20 protein-coding genes are annotated in these 19,407 nt (G+C 67.6%); 12 read left to right on the top strand and 8 right to left on the bottom strand.

Features of this window, described 5'->3' with window-relative positions:
* Positions 1–130: 130 nt before the first annotated feature.
* From JZ792_RS21255 to JZ792_RS21235, 5 genes are all read left to right on the top strand, one after another.
* Positions 131–1,348: a DUF445 domain-containing protein gene (locus JZ792_RS21255; RefSeq protein ID WP_216912613.1), complete on the top strand. Its 1,218-nt coding sequence runs from the start codon at positions 131–133 to the stop codon at positions 1,346–1,348.
* Positions 1,349–1,525: 177 nt separating this feature from the next.
* Positions 1,526–2,026 carry a helix-turn-helix domain-containing protein gene (locus JZ792_RS21250; protein WP_109528913.1) on the top strand — a complete coding sequence of 167 codons (501 nt, stop codon included), beginning with the start codon at positions 1,526–1,528 and terminating at the stop codon, positions 2,024–2,026.
* On the top strand, positions 2,023–2,712 hold the full coding sequence (locus JZ792_RS21245) for a heparin-binding hemagglutinin (protein WP_216912583.1): 690 nt from the start codon (positions 2,023–2,025) through the stop codon (positions 2,710–2,712). The genes JZ792_RS21250 and JZ792_RS21245 overlap by 4 nt, the downstream gene beginning before the upstream one ends.
* Positions 2,713–2,773: 61 nt before the next feature.
* Positions 2,774–3,079, top strand: a complete 306-nt coding sequence (locus tag JZ792_RS21240) for a DUF2516 family protein (protein WP_109528911.1) — start codon at positions 2,774–2,776, stop codon at positions 3,077–3,079.
* A gap of 196 nt (positions 3,080–3,275) precedes the next feature.
* Positions 3,276–4,319: an alpha/beta fold hydrolase gene (locus tag JZ792_RS21235; protein WP_216912581.1), complete on the top strand. Its 1,044-nt coding sequence runs from the start codon at positions 3,276–3,278 to the stop codon at positions 4,317–4,319.
* Positions 4,320–4,339: 20 nt separating this feature from the next.
* Here JZ792_RS21235 and purU read toward each other — a convergent pair whose 3' ends face one another.
* Positions 4,340–5,221 (bottom strand): formyltetrahydrofolate deformylase, encoded by an 882-nt coding sequence (gene purU / locus JZ792_RS21230; RefSeq protein ID WP_216912579.1) that lies wholly within the window; start codon positions 5,219–5,221, stop codon positions 4,340–4,342.
* Positions 5,222–5,383: 162 nt separating this feature from the next.
* Between purU and JZ792_RS21225 the strand changes: the two genes are divergently transcribed.
* Entirely contained in the window at positions 5,384–6,388 is a 1,005-nt protein-coding gene (locus JZ792_RS21225; RefSeq protein WP_216912577.1) for an NYN domain-containing protein, read from the top strand.
* Here the strand turns inward: JZ792_RS21225 and JZ792_RS21220 are convergent.
* Positions 6,373–6,939, bottom strand: coding sequence for a GNAT family N-acetyltransferase (locus tag JZ792_RS21220; protein WP_216912575.1), 567 nt, complete (start codon positions 6,937–6,939; stop codon positions 6,373–6,375). The two genes, JZ792_RS21225 and JZ792_RS21220, sit on opposite strands and share 16 nt — an antisense overlap.
* A gap of 153 nt (positions 6,940–7,092) precedes the next feature.
* Between JZ792_RS21220 and deoC the strand changes: the two genes are divergently transcribed.
* Positions 7,093–7,764: a deoxyribose-phosphate aldolase gene (gene deoC, locus JZ792_RS21215; RefSeq protein WP_216912573.1), complete on the top strand. Its 672-nt coding sequence runs from the start codon at positions 7,093–7,095 to the stop codon at positions 7,762–7,764.
* Between the two features lie 30 nt (positions 7,765–7,794).
* On the opposite strand, the gene JZ792_RS21210 is transcribed toward deoC, so the two are convergent.
* Genes JZ792_RS21210 through JZ792_RS21185 form a run of 6 tightly spaced genes read right to left on the bottom strand, consistent with a single transcriptional unit; the run spans position 7,795 to position 14,589 of the window.
* Complete coding sequence (locus tag JZ792_RS21210; RefSeq protein WP_216912571.1) at positions 7,795–9,030, bottom strand: allantoate amidohydrolase; 1,236 nt, start codon at positions 9,028–9,030, stop codon at positions 7,795–7,797.
* A 34-nt stretch (positions 9,031–9,064) separates the two neighbouring features.
* A complete protein-coding gene (locus JZ792_RS21205; RefSeq protein ID WP_216912569.1) occupies positions 9,065–10,381 on the bottom strand; it encodes an FMN-binding glutamate synthase family protein in 1,317 nt (438 codons plus the stop codon).
* Positions 10,382–10,390: 9 nt separating this feature from the next.
* Positions 10,391–11,092, bottom strand: a complete 702-nt coding sequence (locus JZ792_RS21200) for a GltB/FmdC/FwdC-like GXGXG domain-containing protein (RefSeq protein WP_216912567.1) — start codon at positions 11,090–11,092, stop codon at positions 10,391–10,393.
* Positions 11,077–11,976: a class II glutamine amidotransferase gene (locus tag JZ792_RS21195; RefSeq protein WP_216912565.1), complete on the bottom strand. Its 900-nt coding sequence runs from the start codon at positions 11,974–11,976 to the stop codon at positions 11,077–11,079. Before JZ792_RS21195 ends, JZ792_RS21200 begins: the two co-directional genes overlap by 16 nt.
* Positions 11,977–12,004: 28 nt before the next feature.
* On the bottom strand, positions 12,005–13,351 hold the full coding sequence (glnT, locus tag JZ792_RS21190) for a type III glutamate--ammonia ligase (protein WP_216912563.1): 1,347 nt from the start codon (positions 13,349–13,351) through the stop codon (positions 12,005–12,007).
* Between the two features lie 47 nt (positions 13,352–13,398).
* Positions 13,399–14,589: an NAD(P)/FAD-dependent oxidoreductase gene (locus tag JZ792_RS21185; RefSeq protein WP_216912561.1), complete on the bottom strand. Its 1,191-nt coding sequence runs from the start codon at positions 14,587–14,589 to the stop codon at positions 13,399–13,401.
* Positions 14,590–14,842: 253 nt separating this feature from the next.
* Between JZ792_RS21185 and JZ792_RS21180 the strand changes: the two genes are divergently transcribed.
* The 5 genes from JZ792_RS21180 (at position 14,843) to JZ792_RS21165 (ending at position 19,385) form a co-directional block, all read left to right on the top strand.
* Positions 14,843–15,235, top strand: coding sequence for a cupin domain-containing protein (locus JZ792_RS21180; protein WP_216912559.1), 393 nt, complete (start codon positions 14,843–14,845; stop codon positions 15,233–15,235).
* Positions 15,236–15,237: 2 nt separating this feature from the next.
* The gene (locus tag JZ792_RS21175) at positions 15,238–15,771 is read left to right on the top strand and encodes a dimethylamine monooxygenase subunit DmmA family protein (protein ID WP_216912557.1); all 534 of its coding nucleotides are present in this window, start codon (positions 15,238–15,240) and stop codon (positions 15,769–15,771) included.
* A 177-nt stretch (positions 15,772–15,948) separates the two neighbouring features.
* Positions 15,949–16,890 carry a PDR/VanB family oxidoreductase gene (locus JZ792_RS42115; protein ID WP_254190132.1) on the top strand — a complete coding sequence of 314 codons (942 nt, stop codon included), beginning with the start codon at positions 15,949–15,951 and terminating at the stop codon, positions 16,888–16,890.
* The gene (locus JZ792_RS21170; protein WP_308165382.1) at positions 16,887–17,912 is read left to right on the top strand and encodes a heme-dependent oxidative N-demethylase family protein; all 1,026 of its coding nucleotides are present in this window, start codon (positions 16,887–16,889) and stop codon (positions 17,910–17,912) included. Before JZ792_RS42115 ends, JZ792_RS21170 begins: the two co-directional genes overlap by 4 nt.
* A gap of 117 nt (positions 17,913–18,029) precedes the next feature.
* On the top strand, positions 18,030–19,385 hold the full coding sequence (locus JZ792_RS21165; RefSeq protein ID WP_216912553.1) for an ammonium transporter: 1,356 nt from the start codon (positions 18,030–18,032) through the stop codon (positions 19,383–19,385).
* Positions 19,386–19,407 lie beyond the last annotated feature (22 nt).

The following is a 19,407-nucleotide window of genomic DNA, read 5'->3' as shown; positions in this document are numbered from 1 at the left end:
GCACCCGACGTCCCGGCGCGAACTCGGCAGGGGCGCACGGCCCGCGGCCGCGTCGCTCGCCGCGCCCACCCCCGCAGGCCCGAACGGTTTCTTCGTCGACGAGGAGAGCAAGCGGCGGGATCTGTTCCGGATGAAGGCGCTGGCCACCGGACTGTTGGTTTTCGCGAGTCTGGTCTATCTGTTCTGCCGTTGGCTCGAATCGCGAGGTCAGGGCGGCGACTGGGTCGGCTATCTGCGCGCGGCCTCCGAGGCGGGCATGGTCGGCGCACTCGCGGACTGGTTCGCGGTGACGGCGCTGTTCCGGCATCCGCTCGGCCTGCCGATCCCGCACACCGCGATCATCCGTAAGAAGAAGGATCAGCTCGGCGCGAGCCTGGGCAGTTTCGTTGGGACCAACTTCCTGGCGCCCGACGTGGTGTCGGCCAAGGTCGCCTCGGCGCAGGTCTCGCTACGGGTCGGCCGCTGGATGGCGGATCCGGGGCATGCCGCCAGGGTGGCCGAGGAGAGTTCGACGCTGTTGCGCGCGGTCGTCGGGGTGCTGCGTGACGAGGACGTCGAGCAGATCATCGACAACACCATCGTCAAGCGGATCGCCGAACCGCTGTGGGGTCCGCCGATCGGCCGGGTGCTAGCAGAGCTGCTAGCAGACAATCGCCAGCTGGCGCTGCTGGATATGCTCGCCGAACGAGCGCACCAGTGGGCGCTCGGCAGCCAGGAGACACTCGACCGGATCGTGCTGCGTGACGCGCCGCAATGGGCGCCGAAATTCGCGAATATCCTGCTTTCGGAAAAGATCTATCGCGAACTCGTGGAGTTCACCTGGAAGGTGCGGTCGAATCCGGAGCACGAGGTGCGGCTGGCGGCGAACCGTTTCCTGGAGGAATTCGCCCACGATCTGCAATACGACGACGCCATGATCAAGAAGGCCGAGCGGATCAAAGCCCAGGTGATGGGCCGCGAGGAGATCACCGGTATGGCCGAGGCCACATGGCGGGCGGCCAAGCGGCTGATTCTCGAGTCGGCCGACGATCCGAACAGTACGCTGCGCCGCAAGGTGGCAGAGAACGTGCGCCAACTCGGTGAACGGCTTCGCGACGACGACGATATGCGGACCAAGGTCGACGACTGGATCGACCGTGGCGCACGGTATCTCGTGGGGAACTACGCTGCGGAGATCACCACCCTGGTCACCGATACGGTGGCCAAGTGGGATGCCGAGGAGGCGAGTAAGAAGATCGAATTGCAGGTCGGGCGTGATCTGCAATTCATTCGTATCAACGGAACGGTGGTCGGTTCGCTCGCCGGGCTGGCGATCTATTCGGTTTCGCAGTTGCTGTTCCACGGCTGAATAACTCGACAATGGTGTCCGGTTTAGCGACCGGTCATCGTTTCCCCACGTAGTGGTATTTATGTCGGCCCCTGACATAGAACGCTACATGTTTGCTGAAAGAGTGCTAGCAAGCTGCTTGCAACAGCTAGCACCCTGCCCTAGTATTGAACCCGTACAACCGCCAGAAGGTGAGTGATGGCTGACCAGCCCGAGGTTTCCGCCGAGTACACCGACAATCGCCAAGGATATTCGGACGAAGTCGGAGAACGAGGGGGGCGTGTTGCCAGCGCGGCGCACGATATCGGTGGTTTCATCAGGTCACAGCGAGAAGCCGCGCAAGTCTCGCTGCGTCAGCTCGCCGCATTGGCGGGGGTGAGCAATCCGTATCTCAGCCAGATCGAGCGCGGATTGCGCAATCCCTCCGCCGAAGTGCTCGCGCAGATCGCCAAGGCGTTGCGGGTGTCCTCGGAGGTGTTGTACGTCAAGGCCGGCTATTTGGAGCAGCGGCCGCACAGCCCGGTCCGGGATGCCCTGCTCGCCGATACGTCGGTCAGCGAACGGCAGAAGCAAGTACTGCTGGAGATATACGAGTCGTTTCGCCGCGAAAACGGAGGGAACGAGCCCGGGGGGGAGTGGGACAGCGACGTTCCGCGCACGACAACCGACACTCCGCCACGCCAGGAGAACGAAGAATGACCGAAAAGAACGCCACCGTCACCAAGCCCCTGTTCGCCGCGGTCGGCGCCGGGGACGCCGTCTACGCTCGCGCGCTCGATGTCGTCACCCAGGTGCGCGAACGCGCGACCACGACCGATGTCAGCGGCCGGGTGGAGGAGGCGCGCGAGCGCTTCGCCAATGTGCCCGCCGATGTCCAGGCCCAGTTCGAGACGCTGCGCGAGCGGCTGTCCGGGCTGCCCTCCGAACTGCCCGAGGATCTCGCCGAACTGCGTGAGAAGTTCACCCCCGAGGAACTGCGCACCCTCGCCGAGAAGTACTACCGCCAGGTGCTCGACGTCTACGCCGATCTCGCCGTCCGCGGTGAGGAAACCGTCGACCGGTTGCGTGCCAACCACCTCGTCGAGGATCAGATCGAGCGCGTCGAAGGTCTCTACAAGGACGCGGCCGTGCGTGCCGAGGACGTCCTCGACCGGGTGAACGGCCTGCTCGGCCGTCCGGCCAAGGATGATGCCGAGGTCGCCGAGCCCGCGGTCGCGCCGGTTCCCGAGCCGGTCGCGGACGCGGTCGTCGAGGCCGAGATCGTCGCCATCTCCACCGAGGCCGAGCCGGCCGAGGAACTCTTCCCGGCCGAGCCCGCGCCGCCGAAGAAGGCTCCGGCGAAGAAGGCCGCCTCCAAGAAGGCCGCCGCGCCGAAGACCGTCTGAGCTTTCGTCCAGCCGGGCGCGGCCCCCGTACACCTCGGTGTGCGGGGGCCGCGCTCGTATGATGGGTGATGTGAACACCGTGAACGGGTTGACCGGACTCATCATGCTCGTGCTCTGGCTCGCGGCGCTGGGGGCGACGATCTTCGCGTTGATTCACGCCGTGCGCCAACGGCCGGACGCGTTCACCGCCGTGGACAAGCAGACCAAGACGATCTGGCTCGCGATCCTCGGCGTGGCGCTGCTGCTCCTGCTGCTCTTCCCCGCCGGATTGGGTCTGCTGTCGTTCATCGCGATCATCGCGACGGGCGTCTATCTGGCCGATGTCCGGCCGAAGGTGGACGAGATCCAGCGCGGTCCCCGCTGGTAGGAAGCCGATAAAGCCCCCGCGCGGGGCGATATGTGAACACAGGCCGAGTTCCGGGAACACCCGGACTCGGCCTTTGTCGTATCCGGAGGGTTTCCGTGCCGGTGGGGCGGTGGCGGCGCGTGATCCGGGGGCGCGGACTGGCGGGCAGGCGTGAATCGGGGTTACTGTATCGGGCAGTAACACAAAGGAGTGTCCGATGCGCGCCTTGCCGCTCGAGAAGGTGGACCTGCCGGGGAAAGTCCGGGGGCTGCTCGACGTACACCGTGCCGACCTGAGGTCGCGCACCTATGCGATTGCCGCCGTCAACCCGCCGACCGCGCCGCGTGACGTCCACACCGTGACCGCCGTCGACGGCGCGCGACTGCGCGTCCACGTCTACGGACCAGCCGACGCGCCCGCGATCGTGCTCGTGCACGGCTGGACCTGCGCGATCGAATACTGGAACGCCCAGATCAACGCCTTCGCCGACGAATACCGCGTCATCGCCTACGACCAGCGCGGACACGGCGAGAGCGAGCTCGGCACCGCGGACCTGACCATGGATCTGCTCGCCGACGACCTGGTCGCGGTCCTGGACGCCACCCTCGCCCGGGGTGAACGCGCCGTACTCGTCGGCCACAGCCTCGGCGGCATGACCCTCCAGGCCTGGGCGGGCCGCTATCCGGAACAGGTGGCCCAGCGCGCCGGTGCGGTGCTGCTGACGAATACCGCGCCGGGATTACTGGTCGGGGAAACCTTCGTCGTCCCGTTCTTCAACCGCCCGCGGGTACGTCTTCGCCGGAAAATCGCGCTGCCGCTGCTCCTGGGCAGGTACGGGTTGGGCATGCCGATCGTCTTCCCGCCGCTGCCCCCGGTGAAATGGCTTTTCGCCCGCCAGATCATGAGCCTGGCGGCACGTCGCGACCTGATCGACTACAGCATGGCCATCGTCCGCTCGTGCCGGGCCTCGGTGCGGGCGCGCTTCGGATTGCTGCTCGCGGAGATGGATCTCGGCGAGTCGGCGAGGAATCTGGTGGTCCCCACCACCATCCTGTCCGGATCCGACGATTTCATGACCCCGCCGGTCCACGCCGAGCGCATCGCCGCGATGCTGACCGAGGTCGGCAGCTTCGTGCGTCACGAGGTGCTCGCCACCGGCCACCTCGGCAATGTCGAGATGTTCGAACGGTTCAACGAAGAACTGGCTCGGGTCCTCGACGCCGTCGCGTCCGACGAGGAGTCCGTGGAAGCCGCGGGCTGAAAACCGGGCCTACCGGTTTCTCAGGAGAACACCACGGTCCGGCGGCCGTGTACGAGCACGCGGCCCTCCAGATGCCAGCGCAGGCCGCGTGCCAGCACCACCCGTTCGATGTCGCGGCCCTGACGGACCATGTCGCGCACATCGTCGGCGTGATCGATGCGGCTGACGTCCTGTTCGATGATCGGTCCCGCGTCCAGTTCGGCCGTCACGTAGTGGCAGGTCGCGCCGATGAGCTTCACGCCGCGCACGAAGGCCTGGTGGTACGGGCGCGCGCCGACGAACGACGGCAGGAAGCTGTGGTGGATATTGATCGCCCGGCCCGCCCAGTGTTCACACAGATCCGCCGGCAGCACCTGCATGAACCGCGCCAGCACCACCGCGTGCGGGTCGTGCGCGTCGACCAGTGCCTTGACCTCGTCGAACGCGGGACCACGCGCGGCCGGATCCTTGGGGAACGGCACGTAGTGGAATTTCACCCCGTGCGCCTCGGTCATGGTGGCCAGATCGGGATGGTTGCCGATCACCGCCTCGATCGTCGCCGGGAGTTCACCGCTGGCCGCTCGGCCGAGCAGATCGTGCAGGCAATGCCCGTCCCGGCTGACCAGCAGCACCGCGCGCCCGCGTGCCCCCGAATCGTGCACCCGCCACTCCGTCTCCGGCCCCAGATCCGCCGCGACCCCGGAGAAACGGTCGCGCAATTCGTCCAATTCGAACGGCACCGTCGACGCCGCGATCGCCTGGCGGGTGAAGAACCAGCCCGTCTCCGCATCGGAGTGATACCCCGCCTCGACGATGGACCCGCCGAACTCGGCGATGAACGACGTGATCCGGGCGATGATGCCGGGACGGTCCGGACAGCCCAGAGTCAGCACGTAGCGGCGGTCGTACGGAGCGGAACTCATGAGCTGATGCTATGTACACGGCACTTCTATCGGTCTGGCGGGTCGGCTGGGACTTGCGACGCCGCAGGCCGAGAAAACCCACCTCGCGGTTTGGATCGAACCCGGTGCGTGAACCCCGTCGATGTGCCCGTGACCGGCCACCACGCATGCCATAGTTGGCCTATGCGGTCGACTTGCTCGCTCTACATCGACACCGGGTATCTTCTCGCTTCCGCCGCGACACGCGTAACCGGCACATCGCTACGCAGCGGTATCTACGTCGATTACGCCATGCTGATCCGATCGCTGGTAGATGCCGCTGAAGCCTGGTCGAATCTCCCGGTGCTGCGTGTGCACTGGTACGACTCCGCCCGCAACGGAGTGCCTGACGCGCAGCAGGAGCGCATCGGCGAGCTCCCCAAGGTCAAACTTCGGCTCGGCCGGTTCGGCGTCAACGGCGAGCAGAAAGGTGTCGATCTTCGTATCGGGCTCGACCTCGTTGCCCATGCGCGCAACGGGGCGTCCGATGTGTTCTTTCTCGTATCGGGCGACGACGACCTCACCGAGGCGGTCGAAGAGGCCCAGGTTCATGGAGTGCAGGTCGTCCTGCTCGCTGTGCCCGCTGTCAGCGGCAAATCGCACGGTGTCGCCAGACACCTGATCCGGGCCGCCGATGAACTCGACAATATCGACGGCGCGGCGGTGGACGCGGCGGTCATGAATCGCAAACCGGAGGCGGAACCCGCCGCTTCGGAACCCGTCGCTCCCAAACCGACGGCCGTGACGACTCGACCTCTGCCCACACCCGCGACGGCACGGTCGGCCGTACGTACCCCGCTCGACGTTGCGGGCTGTGCGCAGGGCCCGGCTCCTCGGCCCCCGTCGAGTGTGCTGGCCTACAGCAGTTCGTCCGGGTTGCCATCCCGGGTCCTCACCGGGTACGGAGACGACGAGCGTACCGATGAAGAGCAGATCGACGAGGTCGTGAAGAGAGTTCTCGCGTCATTTCGGAAAAGCGCTACCGCAGCCGACAAACTGGCGCTCCGAAGTGCCCGGCCGCAGATACCCCGCGAGATCGACGTCGCCCTGCTGCTCGACGCTTCCGACGCGTTGCAGCAGTACGACCTGGACGAGGGAACCCGATACCGCTTGCGTTCTCGATTCTGGGAGATCTACGACGAGAACTGAGACGTCTCGTAGAACGGTTCGGCGTAACGGAATTCGCCGGTGATGCGGGGTTCGTAGGCGGTGAGGGGGCGGACCTGGAAGTGGGTGGTCCACGACGGGTCGTCGGGGTGGATGCCGACGCGGCCGCCGGGGACGAAGCCGAAGCGGGGGTAGTAGTCGAGGCTGCCGAGCAGGGCTACCAGGGGTTCGTCCAGCGCGTCGGCCGCGCCGAGGGCAGCGTGCATGAGGGCGGAGCCGACGCCGGAGCCCTGGTGGTCGGCGAGAACGCCGATCGGGCCGAGGCCGAGGGCGGGGTACGGGCCGACCGAGGCGCGGGTCAGGCAGACGTGGCCGATGACGACGTCGAATTCCACCGCGACGAGGGACAGGGTCGGGATCCAGCCCGCGTCGCCGCGTAGCCGTTCGACCAGGTCGACTTCGGGTGGGTCGGGATCGTCGGCCGGTGCATCGATGGTGGCGGTATCGGCGGTTGCGCGGCGCGGGGCGAACGCGCTGCGGTGCACCGCGGCGATGGCGGTGGTGTCGTCGGAGCGTTCGCGACGGATCAGCACGATGTCTCCTCCCGAACGACTGCGAACCATCCGCGTACACCATCCGGCGAGGTCGGGCCCTTCGATGCCCGTCGCGCGCCGACGTCTACGAGTGTGCGGGAAGTGATGGAGGCACGCAATGGAATTCGCTCCCGATGTGCCAGACTCACCCTCATGTCAGACTCCGTGCCACTGACCAGAGCCGACGTGGCGGACCTCATCGATCACACGCTACTCGCCCCCGAGGCGACGGCCGCCGACGTCGAAGCGCTGGTCGCGGAGGCGCGCGCCCTCGGGGTGTACGCGATCTGCGTCTCACCGTCCATGCTGCCGGTGCGCGCGCCCGGTGTGGTGATCGCCACTGTCGCCGGTTTCCCTTCCGGGAAACATCATTCGCTGGTGAAGGGGGCCGAGGCCCGGCTCGCGGTGGATCAGGGCGCGGCCGAGGTCGACATGGTGATCGACGTCGGCGCGGCCGTCGCCGGGGACTACTCCGCGGTGCTGTCCGATATCGTGACCGTCCGCGAGGCGGTCGCCGATCGCGCTGTGCTCAAGGTGATCATCGAATCGGCGGCGCTGACCGACGAGGCGATCGTGCAGGTCTGCCGGGCGGCCGAGCGCGCGGGCGCCGATTTCGTCAAGACTTCCACCGGTTTCCACCCGGCGGGCGGCGCGAGCGCGCACGCGGTCCGGCTCATGGCGGAGACGGTCGGCGGACGGCTCGGGGTCAAGGCCAGCGGTGGTATCCGCACCGCCGAGGCGGCCGCGGAGTTGATCGCCGCGGGCGCCACCCGGCTCGGGCTGTCGAAATCGCGCGCGGTGCTCGACGGTTTTCCCGAAGTTTGACCGGGCCGCCCGTGACCGGGGTTTCCGCCGTCAGGCGTCGGCGTCGGCGGTGACCCATTCCGCCATCACATCGGCCAGTGCGAGGGCTCCCGCGCGGCAGTCGTCCGGCAGTGCGAATTCGGCTGGGGAATGGGAGACGCCGGTCGGGTTGCGGACGAAAAGCATCGCGGTGGGCACCACGGCCGACAGGATTCCGGCGTCGTGACCCGCGGCGGTCGGGAGGACCGGGATGTCGCCGAGATGGCCGAGCGCGCGGGCGATGCGGTCCCGGGGTCCGGGCGGGAATTCCACTATCGGGGCGATGGATTCGGCTTCGATCCGCAGTTCTACCCCGTCACAGGCCGCATGCTCGAGCGCTTCGCCGCTGATCCGTTCGACGAGTCCGGTCAGGGTGTCCTCGTCGGCGGCGCGGGCGTCGAGCCAGGCGAGTACCTCGGAGGGAATCGCGTTGGCCCCGTTGGGGAGTACCCGGATCTTGCCGAAAGTGGCTACCGCTTCGTGTAATTCGGCTGCCTGACGGGCGGTGTGCACCGACGAGGCGTAGGCGAGCATCGGATCGCGGCGGTCGACCAGCCGGGTCGCCCCGGCGTGGTTGGCCTCACCGGTGAAGGTGAACAGCCAGCGGCCGTGCGGCCAGATGGACGAGGCGACGGCCAGCGGCTTGTCGACGAGGTCCAGGGCCCGGCCCTGTTCGACGTGCAGTTCGACGTAGACGCCGACGCGGTCGGTCAGCGTGGGATCGATGCCGAGATGCCGGGGATCGCGTCCGGCCTTCTCCAGCGCTTCGCCGAGTGGGATACCGTCCGCGTCCCGTAGTGCCAGCGCGCGTTCGGGTTTCAGTGCGCCGGTGCTGAGTTGCGATCCGACACAGGCGACTCCGAAACGCGCCCCCTCCTCGTCGGAGAAGGCCGCGACCGCGACCGGTCGATTCGGGACGATGCCGCGCGCCCGCACCTCGTCGACCGCGGCGAACGCGGACACCACCCCGAGCGGCCCGTCGTAGGCGCCGCCGTCGGGCACCGAATCCAGGTGCGACCCGGTGACGAAGGCGTCCTTCGGATCTCCCGACCAGCCCGGCGGCAGCCACCAGGCCCACAGGTTGCCGTTGCGGTCCTCCTCGACGGACATGCCGCGCTGTTCGGCGCAACCGGTGAACCATTCGCGCAGTGTCAGATCGGCGTCGTTCCAGGCGAATCGGCGGTAGCCGCCGGTGCTGGGCTCGCGGCCGACGTCGAGGATCGAATCCCACAGGGCGTCGAAGGTCATGCGGTGTCCTGACTGGTGTGAAGGTGCGGGCGGTTCAGTAGCGTCCGGGGATCCAGTTCGTTCCGGCCAGCGGCACCCTGGCCATGGCCGACGCCTCGACCGTGAGCGCGACCAGATCCTCCGGTTCGAGATTGCGCAGATGCGATTTCCCGCAGGCGCGGGCCAGGGTCTGGGCTTCCATGGTGAGCACCCGCAGGTAGTTCGCCAGCCGCCGTCCGGCCGCGACCGGATCCAGGTTGCGCGCCAGTTCCGGGTCCTGGGTGGTGATACCGGCCGGGTCGCGGCCTTCCTGGAAATCGTCGTAGAACCCGGCGGCCGAACCGAGCGCCGCGTACTGCTCGGCGTAGCGGGGGCTGTTGTCGCCGAGCGCGATCAGGGCGGCGGTGCCGATGGCGACCGCGTCCGCGCCGAGCGCCATGGCCTTGGCCACGTCGGCGCCGCTGCGGATACCGCCGGAGACGATCAGTTGCACCTTGCGGTGCACGCCGAGTTCCTGCAAGGCCTGCACGGCCTGCGGGATGGCGGCCAGGGTGGGGATGCCGACGTGTTCGATGAAGACGTCCTGCGTCGCCGCCGTCCCGCCCTGCATACCGTCGACGACCACGACGTCGGCGCCCGCCTTGACGGCCAGTTTGACGTCGTAGTAGGTGCGGGTCGCGCCGACCTTGATGTAGATCGGCTTCTCCCAGTCGGTGATCTCGCGCAGTTCGATGATCTTGATCGCGAGATCGTCCGGCCCGGTCCAGTCCGGATGCCTGCACGCCGAGCGCTGGTCGACGCCCTGCGGCAGGGTGCGCATCCGCGCCACCCGCTCGGTGATCTTCTGTCCGAGCAGCATGCCGCCGCCGCCGGGTTTCGCGCCCTGCCCGAGCACGATCTCGATCGCGTCGGCCTTGCGCAGGTCGTCCGGATTCATGCCGTAACGCGACGGAAGATATTGGTAGACAAGATGTTTGGACTGACCGCGCTCCTCGGTGGTCATCCCGCCGTCACCGGTGGTCGTCGAGGTGCCGACCTCGCTCGCGCCACGTCCGAGCGCCTCCTTGGCCTGCCCGGACAGCGCGCCGAAACTCATTCCGGCGATGGTGATCGGGATATCGAGGCGCAGCGGGAATTTCGCGTGCCGATCGCCGAGAACCACGTCGGTGTCGCAACGTTCCCGGTAACCCTCCAGGGGATACCGCGACATCGACGCGCCGAGGAAGAGCAGATCGTCGAAATGCGGGAGCGCGCGTTTGGCGCCCCAGCCGCGGATGTCGTAGATACCTGTCTCGGCGGCGCGCTGGATCTCGGCGATGACACCGCGCGGGAAGGTCGCCGATTCGCGGAGCACGGGATCGGTGGTGTGCACGGTGGCCTCCTAGTAGGCGCCGACGTTGTCGACGTGGAAGTTGTAGAGTTCGCGGGCCGAGCCGTAGCGGGTGAAATCGGCGGGGTCGGCGTCGAATCCGGCATCGGACAGCAGTTGGGCGAGTTCGGCGAGATGTTCGGCCAGCATGGGTTTGGCGACGCAGTCCGCGCCGAGGGAGGCGACGGTGCCGCGCACGTAGATCCGCGCCTCGTAGAGCGAATCGCCCAGCGCCTCACCGGCATCGCCGCAGACCACCAGTCGACCCGCCTGTCCCATGAAGGCGCTCATATGCCCGATATCGCCCCCGACGACGATATCGACGCCCTTCATCGAAATACCGCAGCGCGCCGCGGCATTGCCTTCCACGACCAGCAGTCCGCCGTGCGCGGTGGCACCGGCCGACTGCGAGGCATCCCCTGTGATGCGCACCGTGCCCGACATCATGTTCTCCGCGACGCCGACCCCGGCATTACCCCGCACGGTCACCTCGGCGCGCTGGTTCATGCCCGCGCAGTAGTAGCCGACGTGCCCTTCGATGACGACCTCGAGGTCGTCATCGAGGCCGCAGGCGAGCGCGTGCGCGCCGCGCGGCTCGGTGAGCGTCACCCGCCGAGGCGCGTCGGGGGCGTGCAGCAGCGCGTTGACCTCGCGGACACTGTGTTCGCGCAGATCGAGAAGGACGGTTTCCACGGTGGTCACTGCCGGTGCCATACGTACACCTCTTCCGGTTCGGGTTCGAAGATTCGGGCGTCGGCCACACCGGGCAGATTCGCCAGCGCGCGGTATTCCGAGGCCATCGCGACCCAGCGCGGGGTTTCGGCGATGACGGCGGGTTTGCACGCGATCGGGTCGCGGACCACCGCGAAGGATTCCTTGTTGGCCACGAGCAGGGTGTAGAAGCCGTCGAACCGTTCGTTGAGCAGCAGCAGCGCTTTCTCCAGGTCGACGCCGTCGGCGAGTTGCCCGGCGATGAAACGCGCGCCGACCTCGGTGTCGTTCTCGCTGTCGAACACCACCCCGTGCCGCTCCAATTCGTGTTTGACGCTCATGTGGTTGGAGAACGACCCGTTGTGCACCAGGCATTGGTCCGGGCCCACCGAGAACGGGTGCGAACCGGCGGCGGTCACCGCGGATTCGGTCGCCATCCTGGTGTGCGCGACACCCTGCCAGCCCGAGGCGGCGGGCAGACCGAAACGATGGGCGAGTTCGGTCGGATTGCCGACGCCCTTGACCACGGTCAGTTCCTCGCCGAATCCGATGACGCGCGCGTTCGGCGCGTTGCGGCGCGCGGCGGCGACCAGATCGGCGGGGGCGACGGGTGCGTGCAGCACGGTGGTCGGTGCCAGGTCGATGACGGTCACCTCGACGGCGAGATCGGCGTCGAGCAGCGCGCCGAGTTCGTCGGTGGCGATATCGGCGTCGAGCAGCGAGACGGTCGACTCCCCGGCGGGCGACCAGATCGGGTCGCCGTAGACGGCCATGCCCGCCGAATCCGGTCCGCGGTCGCAGAGTTGGTCGAGCATAGCGGTGAGTAGGGCTCCGAGCTGCGGATACAGCGCGGCATCGCGCAGGTGCAGCCCGACTATTCCGCACATGGGAACTCCTTCGGGAAAGGGGAGGTGGTCAGAATGCCGTCAGGTACTGGTCGATCTCCCAGGAGGAGACCGTGTTGTGCCAGGCGAAGAACTCGTCGCGCTTGAGGCGGGTGAAGTACTCGCTGACGCCGGGGCCCGCGGTATCGAGCGCGCCGGTGAGAACCGGATCGGCTTCGAGGGCGTCCATCGCGTGCAGCAGCGTCATCGGGAGCATGTCGCCGCGCCGTTGCGCGCTGCCGGGCGCGCCGGGATCGAGGGCGCGTTCGATGCCGTCGAGTCCGGCGGCGACGGTGGCCGCGATGGCGAGATAGGGGTTGGCCGAGCCGTCACCGCCGCGCAATTCCACCCGGTGCTGATCGGGGACGCGCAGGTAGTGGGTGCGGTCGTTCCCGCCGTAGGTGGCGTAGCGCGGTGACCAGGTGGCGCCGCTGCTGGTCGATGTCGCGCCGATTCGCTTGTAGGAGTTGACCGTCGGCGCGATCACGGCTTGCAGGGCGCACGCGTGCTCGAGGATGCCCGCGATGAAGGAGTAGGCGGTGGGGGAGAGTCCGAGTCCTCGGGCGTCGCCCGGGTCGGGGAAGGCCGAGCCCGCGGAATTCCACAGCGACAGGTGCAGGTGCATTCCCGAACCGGTCCGGTCGGCGAAGGGTTTCGGCATGAAAGTCGCTCGCATACCGCGTTTCTCGGCGATCACCGAGAGCAGGTAGCGCGCGGTGATGACCCGGTCGGCGGTGGTCATGGCGTCGGCGTAGGCGAAGTTCTGTTCGAACTGGCCGTTGGCGTCTTCGTGATCGCTGGCGTAGTTGCCCCAGCCGAGGCTGTTCATGGCCGAGGAGATCTCGGTGAGGTGGTCGTACATCCTGGTGACGTCGCGGGCGTCGTAACAGGGCTGCCTGCTGGTGTCGGAGGCGTCCGCGGTGCGGATCGCACCGTCGGGATCGCGGTTGACCAGGAAGTATTCGATCTCCGCCCCGACATTGACGGTGAGCCCGGCGGCCGCCGATTTGCGCAGCATGCCCGCCAGGATGTTGCGCGGAGCGAACGGCCACGGTTTGCCCTCGACGTGCGGATCGCAGTGCACGAGCGCCAATCCGGGCCGGACGAACGGGATCGGGGTGAACGAGGTCGGATCGGGCACCGCGATCAAGTCCGGATCCTTGGGCTGCTGACCCATGGTGCCCGCCGCGTATCCGGCGAAACCGGCTCCGTCGGAGACCAATTGGTCGATCGCCTCGACGGGCACCAGTTTGGCGCACGGCTTTCCGGACAGGGTGACGAACAGCGCGAGGATGTATCGAGTTCCGGTGGCCTTCGCCATGGCGGCGAGATCATGCGGGGCGGTGGTGGTTTCGGGTACGGCGGTGTCGATGGCCATGGCGGGCTCCAGGGGTGGTCGAACGGCGGACGGAGTGGTCGGGGGTGTCATCGCATCTCGCCCGCGCCGAGATAGGGATGCAGGCTGACGAGGGGGTTGTTCTCGGCGAAACGCGAGTATCGGAAATCGTGCGGATCGACGTTCGGCAGTTCGGTTTTGCCGTCGGTGACCAGATCCGCCACGAGTTTGCCGACGGCCGGTGAGATCTTGAAGCCGTGGCCGGAGAATCCCGCCGCGAGGAAGAGTCCGTCGACGGGGGCCGGGCCGATCACCGGGTTGTAGTCGGGGGTGACGTCGTAGGCGCCGACGTAGGAACCGGTGATGCGGGGATCGGGCATCTCGGGTAGTCGGTGTCCGAGTTTGCGGATCGCGGTGTCGACGGTGCTCTCGTCGGCGCGGTTCACGTAGTCGTCGGGGTCGATGTACTGCGGTGCGCTGTGATCGGAATTGCCGAACAGCATTTCGCCGCTCGGTTCGCGGCAGAGATAGGACAGGCCGGCCAGATCCGACAGGACGGGGACGACCGGTGTCGGCTCACCCTGATCGACCAGGACCAATTGGGCGCGCTGGGCCTTGATGTCGAGATCGACGCCGACCCCGGCGGCCAGCGCGGGCGTCCACGGCCCCGCCGCGAGGATGACGGTTCCGGCGTGGATTTCCGACCCGTCGGCCAGCGCGACGCCGTAGACGTCGTCGGAGGATCGCCGCAGGAGCGCGCGCACCGGTGTCGACTGGCGGATCCGCACGCCCAGCGTCCGCGCCGAGGCGGCGAAGGCCATGCCCGCGAGGTAGGCCTCGCCGCGTCCGCCGAGCGGTTCGTAGGCGAAGGCGGCGAAATCGTCGAGGTGCATGCCCGGCCACAGCGAACCCATGGCGTCGTGGTCGATGAGCTGTACGTCGATATCGAGTTCGCGCATCATCGCGACATTGGCGTGCAGTGGTCCGAGGTTGTCCTCGCCCACCCCGACGACGTAACCGCACTGCTGGAAACCCATGTCATCGCCGAAGATCTCGGTGGCCCGCGTGAAGATGTCGACGCCGTACCAGGCCATCGCCGCCAGCGAGGGCGATCCGTAGTGGCAGCGCACGACGCCGCTGGATTTGCCGGTCATGCCGGAGCAGAGGGTGCCGCGTTCCAGGACGACGATATCGGTTTCGCCCCGGTCGGCCAGGGACCAGGCGATGGCCAGCCCTTCCAGTCCGCCGCCGACGATCACGTAGTTGTGGGTCTCGATCACTTCCGGTCCTCACTGCGGTGTTTCATGAGGTGATTCAAAGTCATTTCTCATGAAACACGCGCGATGTGACGGCGCTGTTACGTCGCTGTCAGCGCTCGATGACGCGGACAGCGTGTTCTTGGTCGGGTGACCGGCGGCGGGACCCCTGCTTCCGGTCTCGGATCGGCGGCGGATTAATGCGCGCGTAACCCACAAAAGTGTTTCCTCTAGTTACTCTCTGTTTCATCACAAGTACGATTCTTGGAGTGATCGCATGACCGCACCCGATTCCGCCGCGCCGAGCGAGGTAGCCCCGTTCCTGGTGACCTCGGACTTCTGGAAATCCCTGCCGCAGATGCCGGTCGAGGAATATCCGGGCACCAGGGGATTCATCGACGACGTGTACGCCAACCCGGGCGGTTCGGAGATGTCGTCGGGGTATTTCGAACTGGAACACACCGACGCGCCGCTGGACTACCTCTACGCCTACGACGAGATGAAGGTGGTGCTCGAGGGCGAGTTCCGGCTGGAGAACCTGGACACCGGCCAGGTCGAGATCGCGGGTCCGAAGGACGCGATCTTCTTCCCCAAGGGTTCGCGCATCCGCTTCACCACGCCGTCGCGCGCGTTGGCCTTCTTCGTCGGCCATCGTTCGTTCGCGCCCTGACCATGAGCACCTCCGAAGTGGTGTTACCGGTCGGCGCGAACGTTCCGCGATCGACGGCGCGGACCGCGGCAGACCTTCCGATCGACACGAACGCGGCGCTCTACGTCGTGGTCACGACCGACGGCGAGTCCGGCACTGCCGCCGCCGAATTCGCCGACCGGCTCGCGCCGATCCCGATGATCGCGCTCGACGCGAGCGCCGGGGCCGAGGCATTGATCGAAGTGCTGACATCGGCGCGGGTCGGATGGCGGTTCGCGCTGCTCGGTGGTGACCCCGGGCTGTCGCGGTGCCGGGCCGCGCTGCGGGCGGCGGGGGTGATCGATACCGAGATCGTCACGGCGGGTCCGGGCGGCCGCGCCGACGGGCCGCGCGAGCTGTTCTGCGCGCACTGCCGGTCGGTCTCGGTCACCGACGCGCCGATCGGCGGTGAAACCCCTTGTGGCGGTTGTGGTCAGCCGCTCGTCGTCTACTACCACTTCTCCCGCCGCATGCACGCCTATCTCGGCTATCGCCCGGATGCGGAGGAGTTGCGATGAGCGGCGTCGTGGGGGTCGTGAGTGGTGACAGCACACGGTCGCGTGGCGTCGGGAGCCCTGGCCTCGTACGGTGCGGCGGCCCCGCCGTGTACTGCGGCGCACCGTGTGACAGCGGAGTTCGGTACCGCGGCACCGTCGATGGACTCGAGGGTGCCGCCGAAATCGGTGGTGGTCGAGATGCTCGATGAACTGGAACTCGTCGTCGCCCGGACCCGGATGCTGTGCGCCGACGTGCGCGAGATCGTCCTGTCCGATCCTTCCGGCGCGACCCTGCCCTCCTTCCCCGCGGGCAGCCATATCGCGGTCGAGTGGTCTCCGGGACAACGGAATTCGTACTCGTTGACCGGGCCGTCGGTCGAACCCGAGTGGTATTCGATCTCGGTGCGGCTCGATCCCGCCGGCCGGGGCGGTTCGCGCTGGGCGCACGAGTTGAGGGTGGGCGACACGGTCCGCGTATCGCCGCCGCGCAGTGAATTCGCACCGGTGGCGACCGCGCGGCACCACCTGCTGCTGGCGGGCGGTATCGGTGTGACGCCGATTCTGTCGCATGTGCGCGCCGCCGTTCTGTGGGGGCGTTCCTTCGAGGTCGTGTACGCCCACCGGCCCGGCGCGGCACCGCATCTGGACGAGATGAGCGCGCTGTGCGGCGATCGGCTGACCGTCGCGGAATCCCGGGAACGGTTCTGGGAGAACGTGACTCCGGCGCTGGCGCGGAGTCCGCTCGGCACCCACCTCTACGTCTGCGGGCCCGCCTCGATGGTCGACGCCGTGACGGCGGCGGCAACGGGGGCGGGCTGGCCCTCGGGGCGCGTCCACTCCGAACCGTTCGCCGCCGGGGCCGTCACCGGCGGCACGGCGTTCACGGCCCGGCTCGCCCGCAGCGGGGCCGAACTCGCGGTGGCCTCGGATATCAGCCTGCTCGACGCCTTGCGCGAGCACGGCGCGCAGGTGCCGAGCCTGTGCAGGCGCGGCGTCTGCGGCGAATGCAGGCTCACCGTGCGCGGCGGCCCCGTCGACCACCGCGACAGCTATCTCACCGACGACGAACGCGATCTCGGCGACAGCATCATGGCGTGCGTGTCCCGGGCCGCCGCGACCCACCTGGAGTTGGACCTGTGAGCACACCCACGAGGATCGAGACGACCGCCGAGGATATCGCGCGCTATCCGTTCCCCCTGCCCAAGCGGCAGTACCGATACAGCACCAATGTCGAACCCGCACGCGGCCCGGTGGAGACCGCGGCGGGCGCCTGGGGACAACTGTGCATAGATATCGACAGGCATTTCGCCGCCGAAACCGCCGAGCGCGCCGCGATTCTGGCCGCCGACCCCACCAGGCACGCCTGCCTGCCGCATATGACCGCGGCCGCGTGGGACGCGATGCTGTTCATCCTGCGGGAATTGGCCGAGGGGTATCCCGACCGGATGAGTCTGACGCGCGACGGACAGGTCTACCACTGGCGCAATGCCGACCTCGGGATGGACCGGAGTTTCGTCTTCGGCGACGCCGCGTCGCTGCCCACCGATCCGCTGAGTTTCGTCTGCGCGCAGATCCAGGAGGATGTCGTCCTGCTCGATCAACGCGACGGCACCCTGTTCGCCGACGCGGGGGTGGTGACCTTCGCCGCGGACTGGTCCTTCGGCTTCGACGTCGGCATGAGTTTCCTCGAGATACACGGCCCGGTCCCGCGTATTCACGAGGAGCGCGTCATCACCCGCGCCCACGACTTCCTGATGCGGCTGGCGCCGGGGGAGAGTTACCGGCGCACCAACTGGACGCTGACCGTCGACGGGAAACTCGATACCTCCACCGAGGTCTATCCCGAATGGGGCCGTGACCGGCGCACGCTGGCCGAGGGGCCGCTGGCCGAGGTCGGTGACCGGCTCTACCTCCGTACCGAGGTGCAGCACCTGATCCGGCTGCCGAATTCGGGCGCGATCATGTTCCTGATCCGCACCTATCTGCTCCCGTTCCACGCCGTCGCCACCGTGCCCGAATGGGGGGAACGGCTGCACGCCGTACTGGCCGAATTGCCCGACGACATGGCCGATTACAAGGGATTGACGCGCACGCGCGGTCCCGGCCTGCGGTGGCTGTCCGAATTCGGTGGTTTCGGGACGGCGGGAACAGCGGGGCCTTAACAGAAATGTCACCGGTTGACCGCTATCGGCAACTTGGGGCGTTCTTTACTTGTATTCAGCCGTTCACTATCAAGAGACAACGATTCGCGACGGCAGACACAAACGATGAGGGAAGCTATGACAGAAGCGATCGCCGCGGCGAATACCGCGTGGATATTGGCGGCATTCGCCGCCGTGAGCCTGATGGTGCCGGGCCTCGCCATGTTCTATGGCGGCATGGTCAGCATCAAGAACACCCTGAACATGGCGATGATGACCTTCGGCGCCTTCGCCGTGGTCGGCGTCCTGTGGATCATCTTCGGATACTCGGCCGTACTCGGCAACTCGCTGGGCGGCATCGGCCTGCTCGGTGATCCGCTCGAATTCTTCGGATCGAGCCAGTTGCTGACCGCGCCCGCCGAGCCGGCTCTGCCGCCCGCGCTCGTCTCCGGATTCCAGTTGCTGTTCGCGTGTATCACCGTGGCGCTCATCTCCGGCGCCGTCGCGGACCGGATGAAATTCGGCGCGTGGATGCTCTTCGCCGGTGTCTGGGGCACGTTGGTGTACTTCCCGGTGGCGCACTGGGTCTTCGCCTTCGACTCCGCCGACGGATCGGTCGTCGGCGGTTGGATCGCCAACAACCTCAAGGCGATCGACTTCGCGGGCGGCACGGCGGTGCACATCAACGCCGGTATCGCCGCGCTGGCCCTGGTGCTGATCCTCGGCAAGCGCTCGACCTTCCCGAATGTGCCTCGCCCGCACAACCTTCCGCTCACCGTGCTCGGCTCGGGCATCCTGCTGTTCGGCTGGTTCGGGTTCAACGGCGGTTCCGCGCTCGCGGCCAACAACAGCGCCTCGGTCGTCATCCTCAACACCGTCGCCGCGGCATGTGCCGGCATCTGCGGCTGGCTGGTCGTCGAGAAACTCCGCGAGGGTCACGCGACCTCGCTCGGCGCGAGTTCGGGCCTGATCGCGGCGCTGGTCGGCATCACCCCCGCCTGTGGCGCGGTCTCGCCGATCGGCGCGCTGATCATCGGCGTCGTGTGCGGCGCGGTGTGCTGCTTCGCGGTCTCGCTGAAATACCGCTTCGGCGTCGATGATTCGCTCGACGTGGTCGGCATCCACCTGGTCGGCGGCATCCTCGGCACCCTGATGATCGGCCTGCTCGCCGATCCCGCCGCCCCCAACGCCGTGGAGGGACTGTTCTACGGCGGCGGAGTCGACGTGCTGTGGCGTCAGGCGGTCGCGGTGCTGGCCGTGCTGACCTACACCTTCGTGCTGACACTGGTGATCGCGAAGATCATCGACAAGACCATGGGCCTGCGGGTCACCGAGGATCACGAGTCGACCGGCCTGGACGCCGCGACCCACGGTGAGACCGCCTACGTCATGGAGACCATCACGGTGGCGGGCCCGCCCGCCGTCGTCGCGGAGGCCGTCGAGGCCGCAGAGACCATCACCGCAGACGCGGCGCGTGCCGGAGTCGCCGACTGACGCTGCGGGACCGATGGAAAGA

The organism is Nocardia noduli (genome assembly GCF_019038455.1).
Lineage (GTDB): Bacteria > Actinomycetota > Actinomycetes > Mycobacteriales > Mycobacteriaceae > Nocardia > Nocardia noduli.
The sequence above is the reverse complement of the archived record's forward strand: the minus strand, read 5'-3'. Positions and strand labels throughout refer to the sequence as shown.

Excerpts from the sequence above, each read along its gene's own strand:
- JZ792_RS21225 (WP_216912577.1), top strand. The coding sequence starts at position 5,384 with ATGCGGTCGACTTGCTCGCTCTACATCGACACCGGGTATCTTCTCGCT.
- purU (WP_216912579.1), bottom strand. The coding sequence starts at position 5,221 with ATGAGTTCCGCTCCGTACGACCGCCGCTACGTGCTGACTCTGGGCTGT.
- JZ792_RS42115 (WP_254190132.1), top strand. The coding sequence starts at position 15,949 with ATGCTCGATGAACTGGAACTCGTCGTCGCCCGGACCCGGATGCTGTGC.
- JZ792_RS21200 (WP_216912567.1), bottom strand. The coding sequence starts at position 11,092 with ATGGCACCGGCAGTGACCACCGTGGAAACCGTCCTTCTCGATCTGCGC.
- JZ792_RS21245 (WP_216912583.1), top strand. The coding sequence starts at position 2,023 with ATGACCGAAAAGAACGCCACCGTCACCAAGCCCCTGTTCGCCGCGGTC.
- JZ792_RS21180 (WP_216912559.1), top strand. The coding sequence starts at position 14,843 with ATGACCGCACCCGATTCCGCCGCGCCGAGCGAGGTAGCCCCGTTCCTG.
- JZ792_RS21250 (WP_109528913.1), top strand. The coding sequence starts at position 1,526 with ATGGCTGACCAGCCCGAGGTTTCCGCCGAGTACACCGACAATCGCCAA.
- JZ792_RS21165 (WP_216912553.1), top strand. The coding sequence starts at position 18,030 with ATGACAGAAGCGATCGCCGCGGCGAATACCGCGTGGATATTGGCGGCA.
- JZ792_RS21175 (WP_216912557.1), top strand. The coding sequence starts at position 15,238 with ATGAGCACCTCCGAAGTGGTGTTACCGGTCGGCGCGAACGTTCCGCGA.
- JZ792_RS21255 (WP_216912613.1), top strand. The coding sequence starts at position 131 with ATGAAGGCGCTGGCCACCGGACTGTTGGTTTTCGCGAGTCTGGTCTAT.
- JZ792_RS21210 (WP_216912571.1), bottom strand. The coding sequence starts at position 9,030 with ATGACCTTCGACGCCCTGTGGGATTCGATCCTCGACGTCGGCCGCGAG.
- JZ792_RS21195 (WP_216912565.1), bottom strand. The coding sequence starts at position 11,976 with ATGTGCGGAATAGTCGGGCTGCACCTGCGCGATGCCGCGCTGTATCCG.
- JZ792_RS21240 (WP_109528911.1), top strand. The coding sequence starts at position 2,774 with ATGGGTGATGTGAACACCGTGAACGGGTTGACCGGACTCATCATGCTC.
- JZ792_RS21235 (WP_216912581.1), top strand. The coding sequence starts at position 3,276 with ATGCGCGCCTTGCCGCTCGAGAAGGTGGACCTGCCGGGGAAAGTCCGG.
- deoC (WP_216912573.1), top strand. The coding sequence starts at position 7,093 with ATGTCAGACTCCGTGCCACTGACCAGAGCCGACGTGGCGGACCTCATC.
- glnT (WP_216912563.1), bottom strand. The coding sequence starts at position 13,351 with ATGGCCATCGACACCGCCGTACCCGAAACCACCACCGCCCCGCATGAT.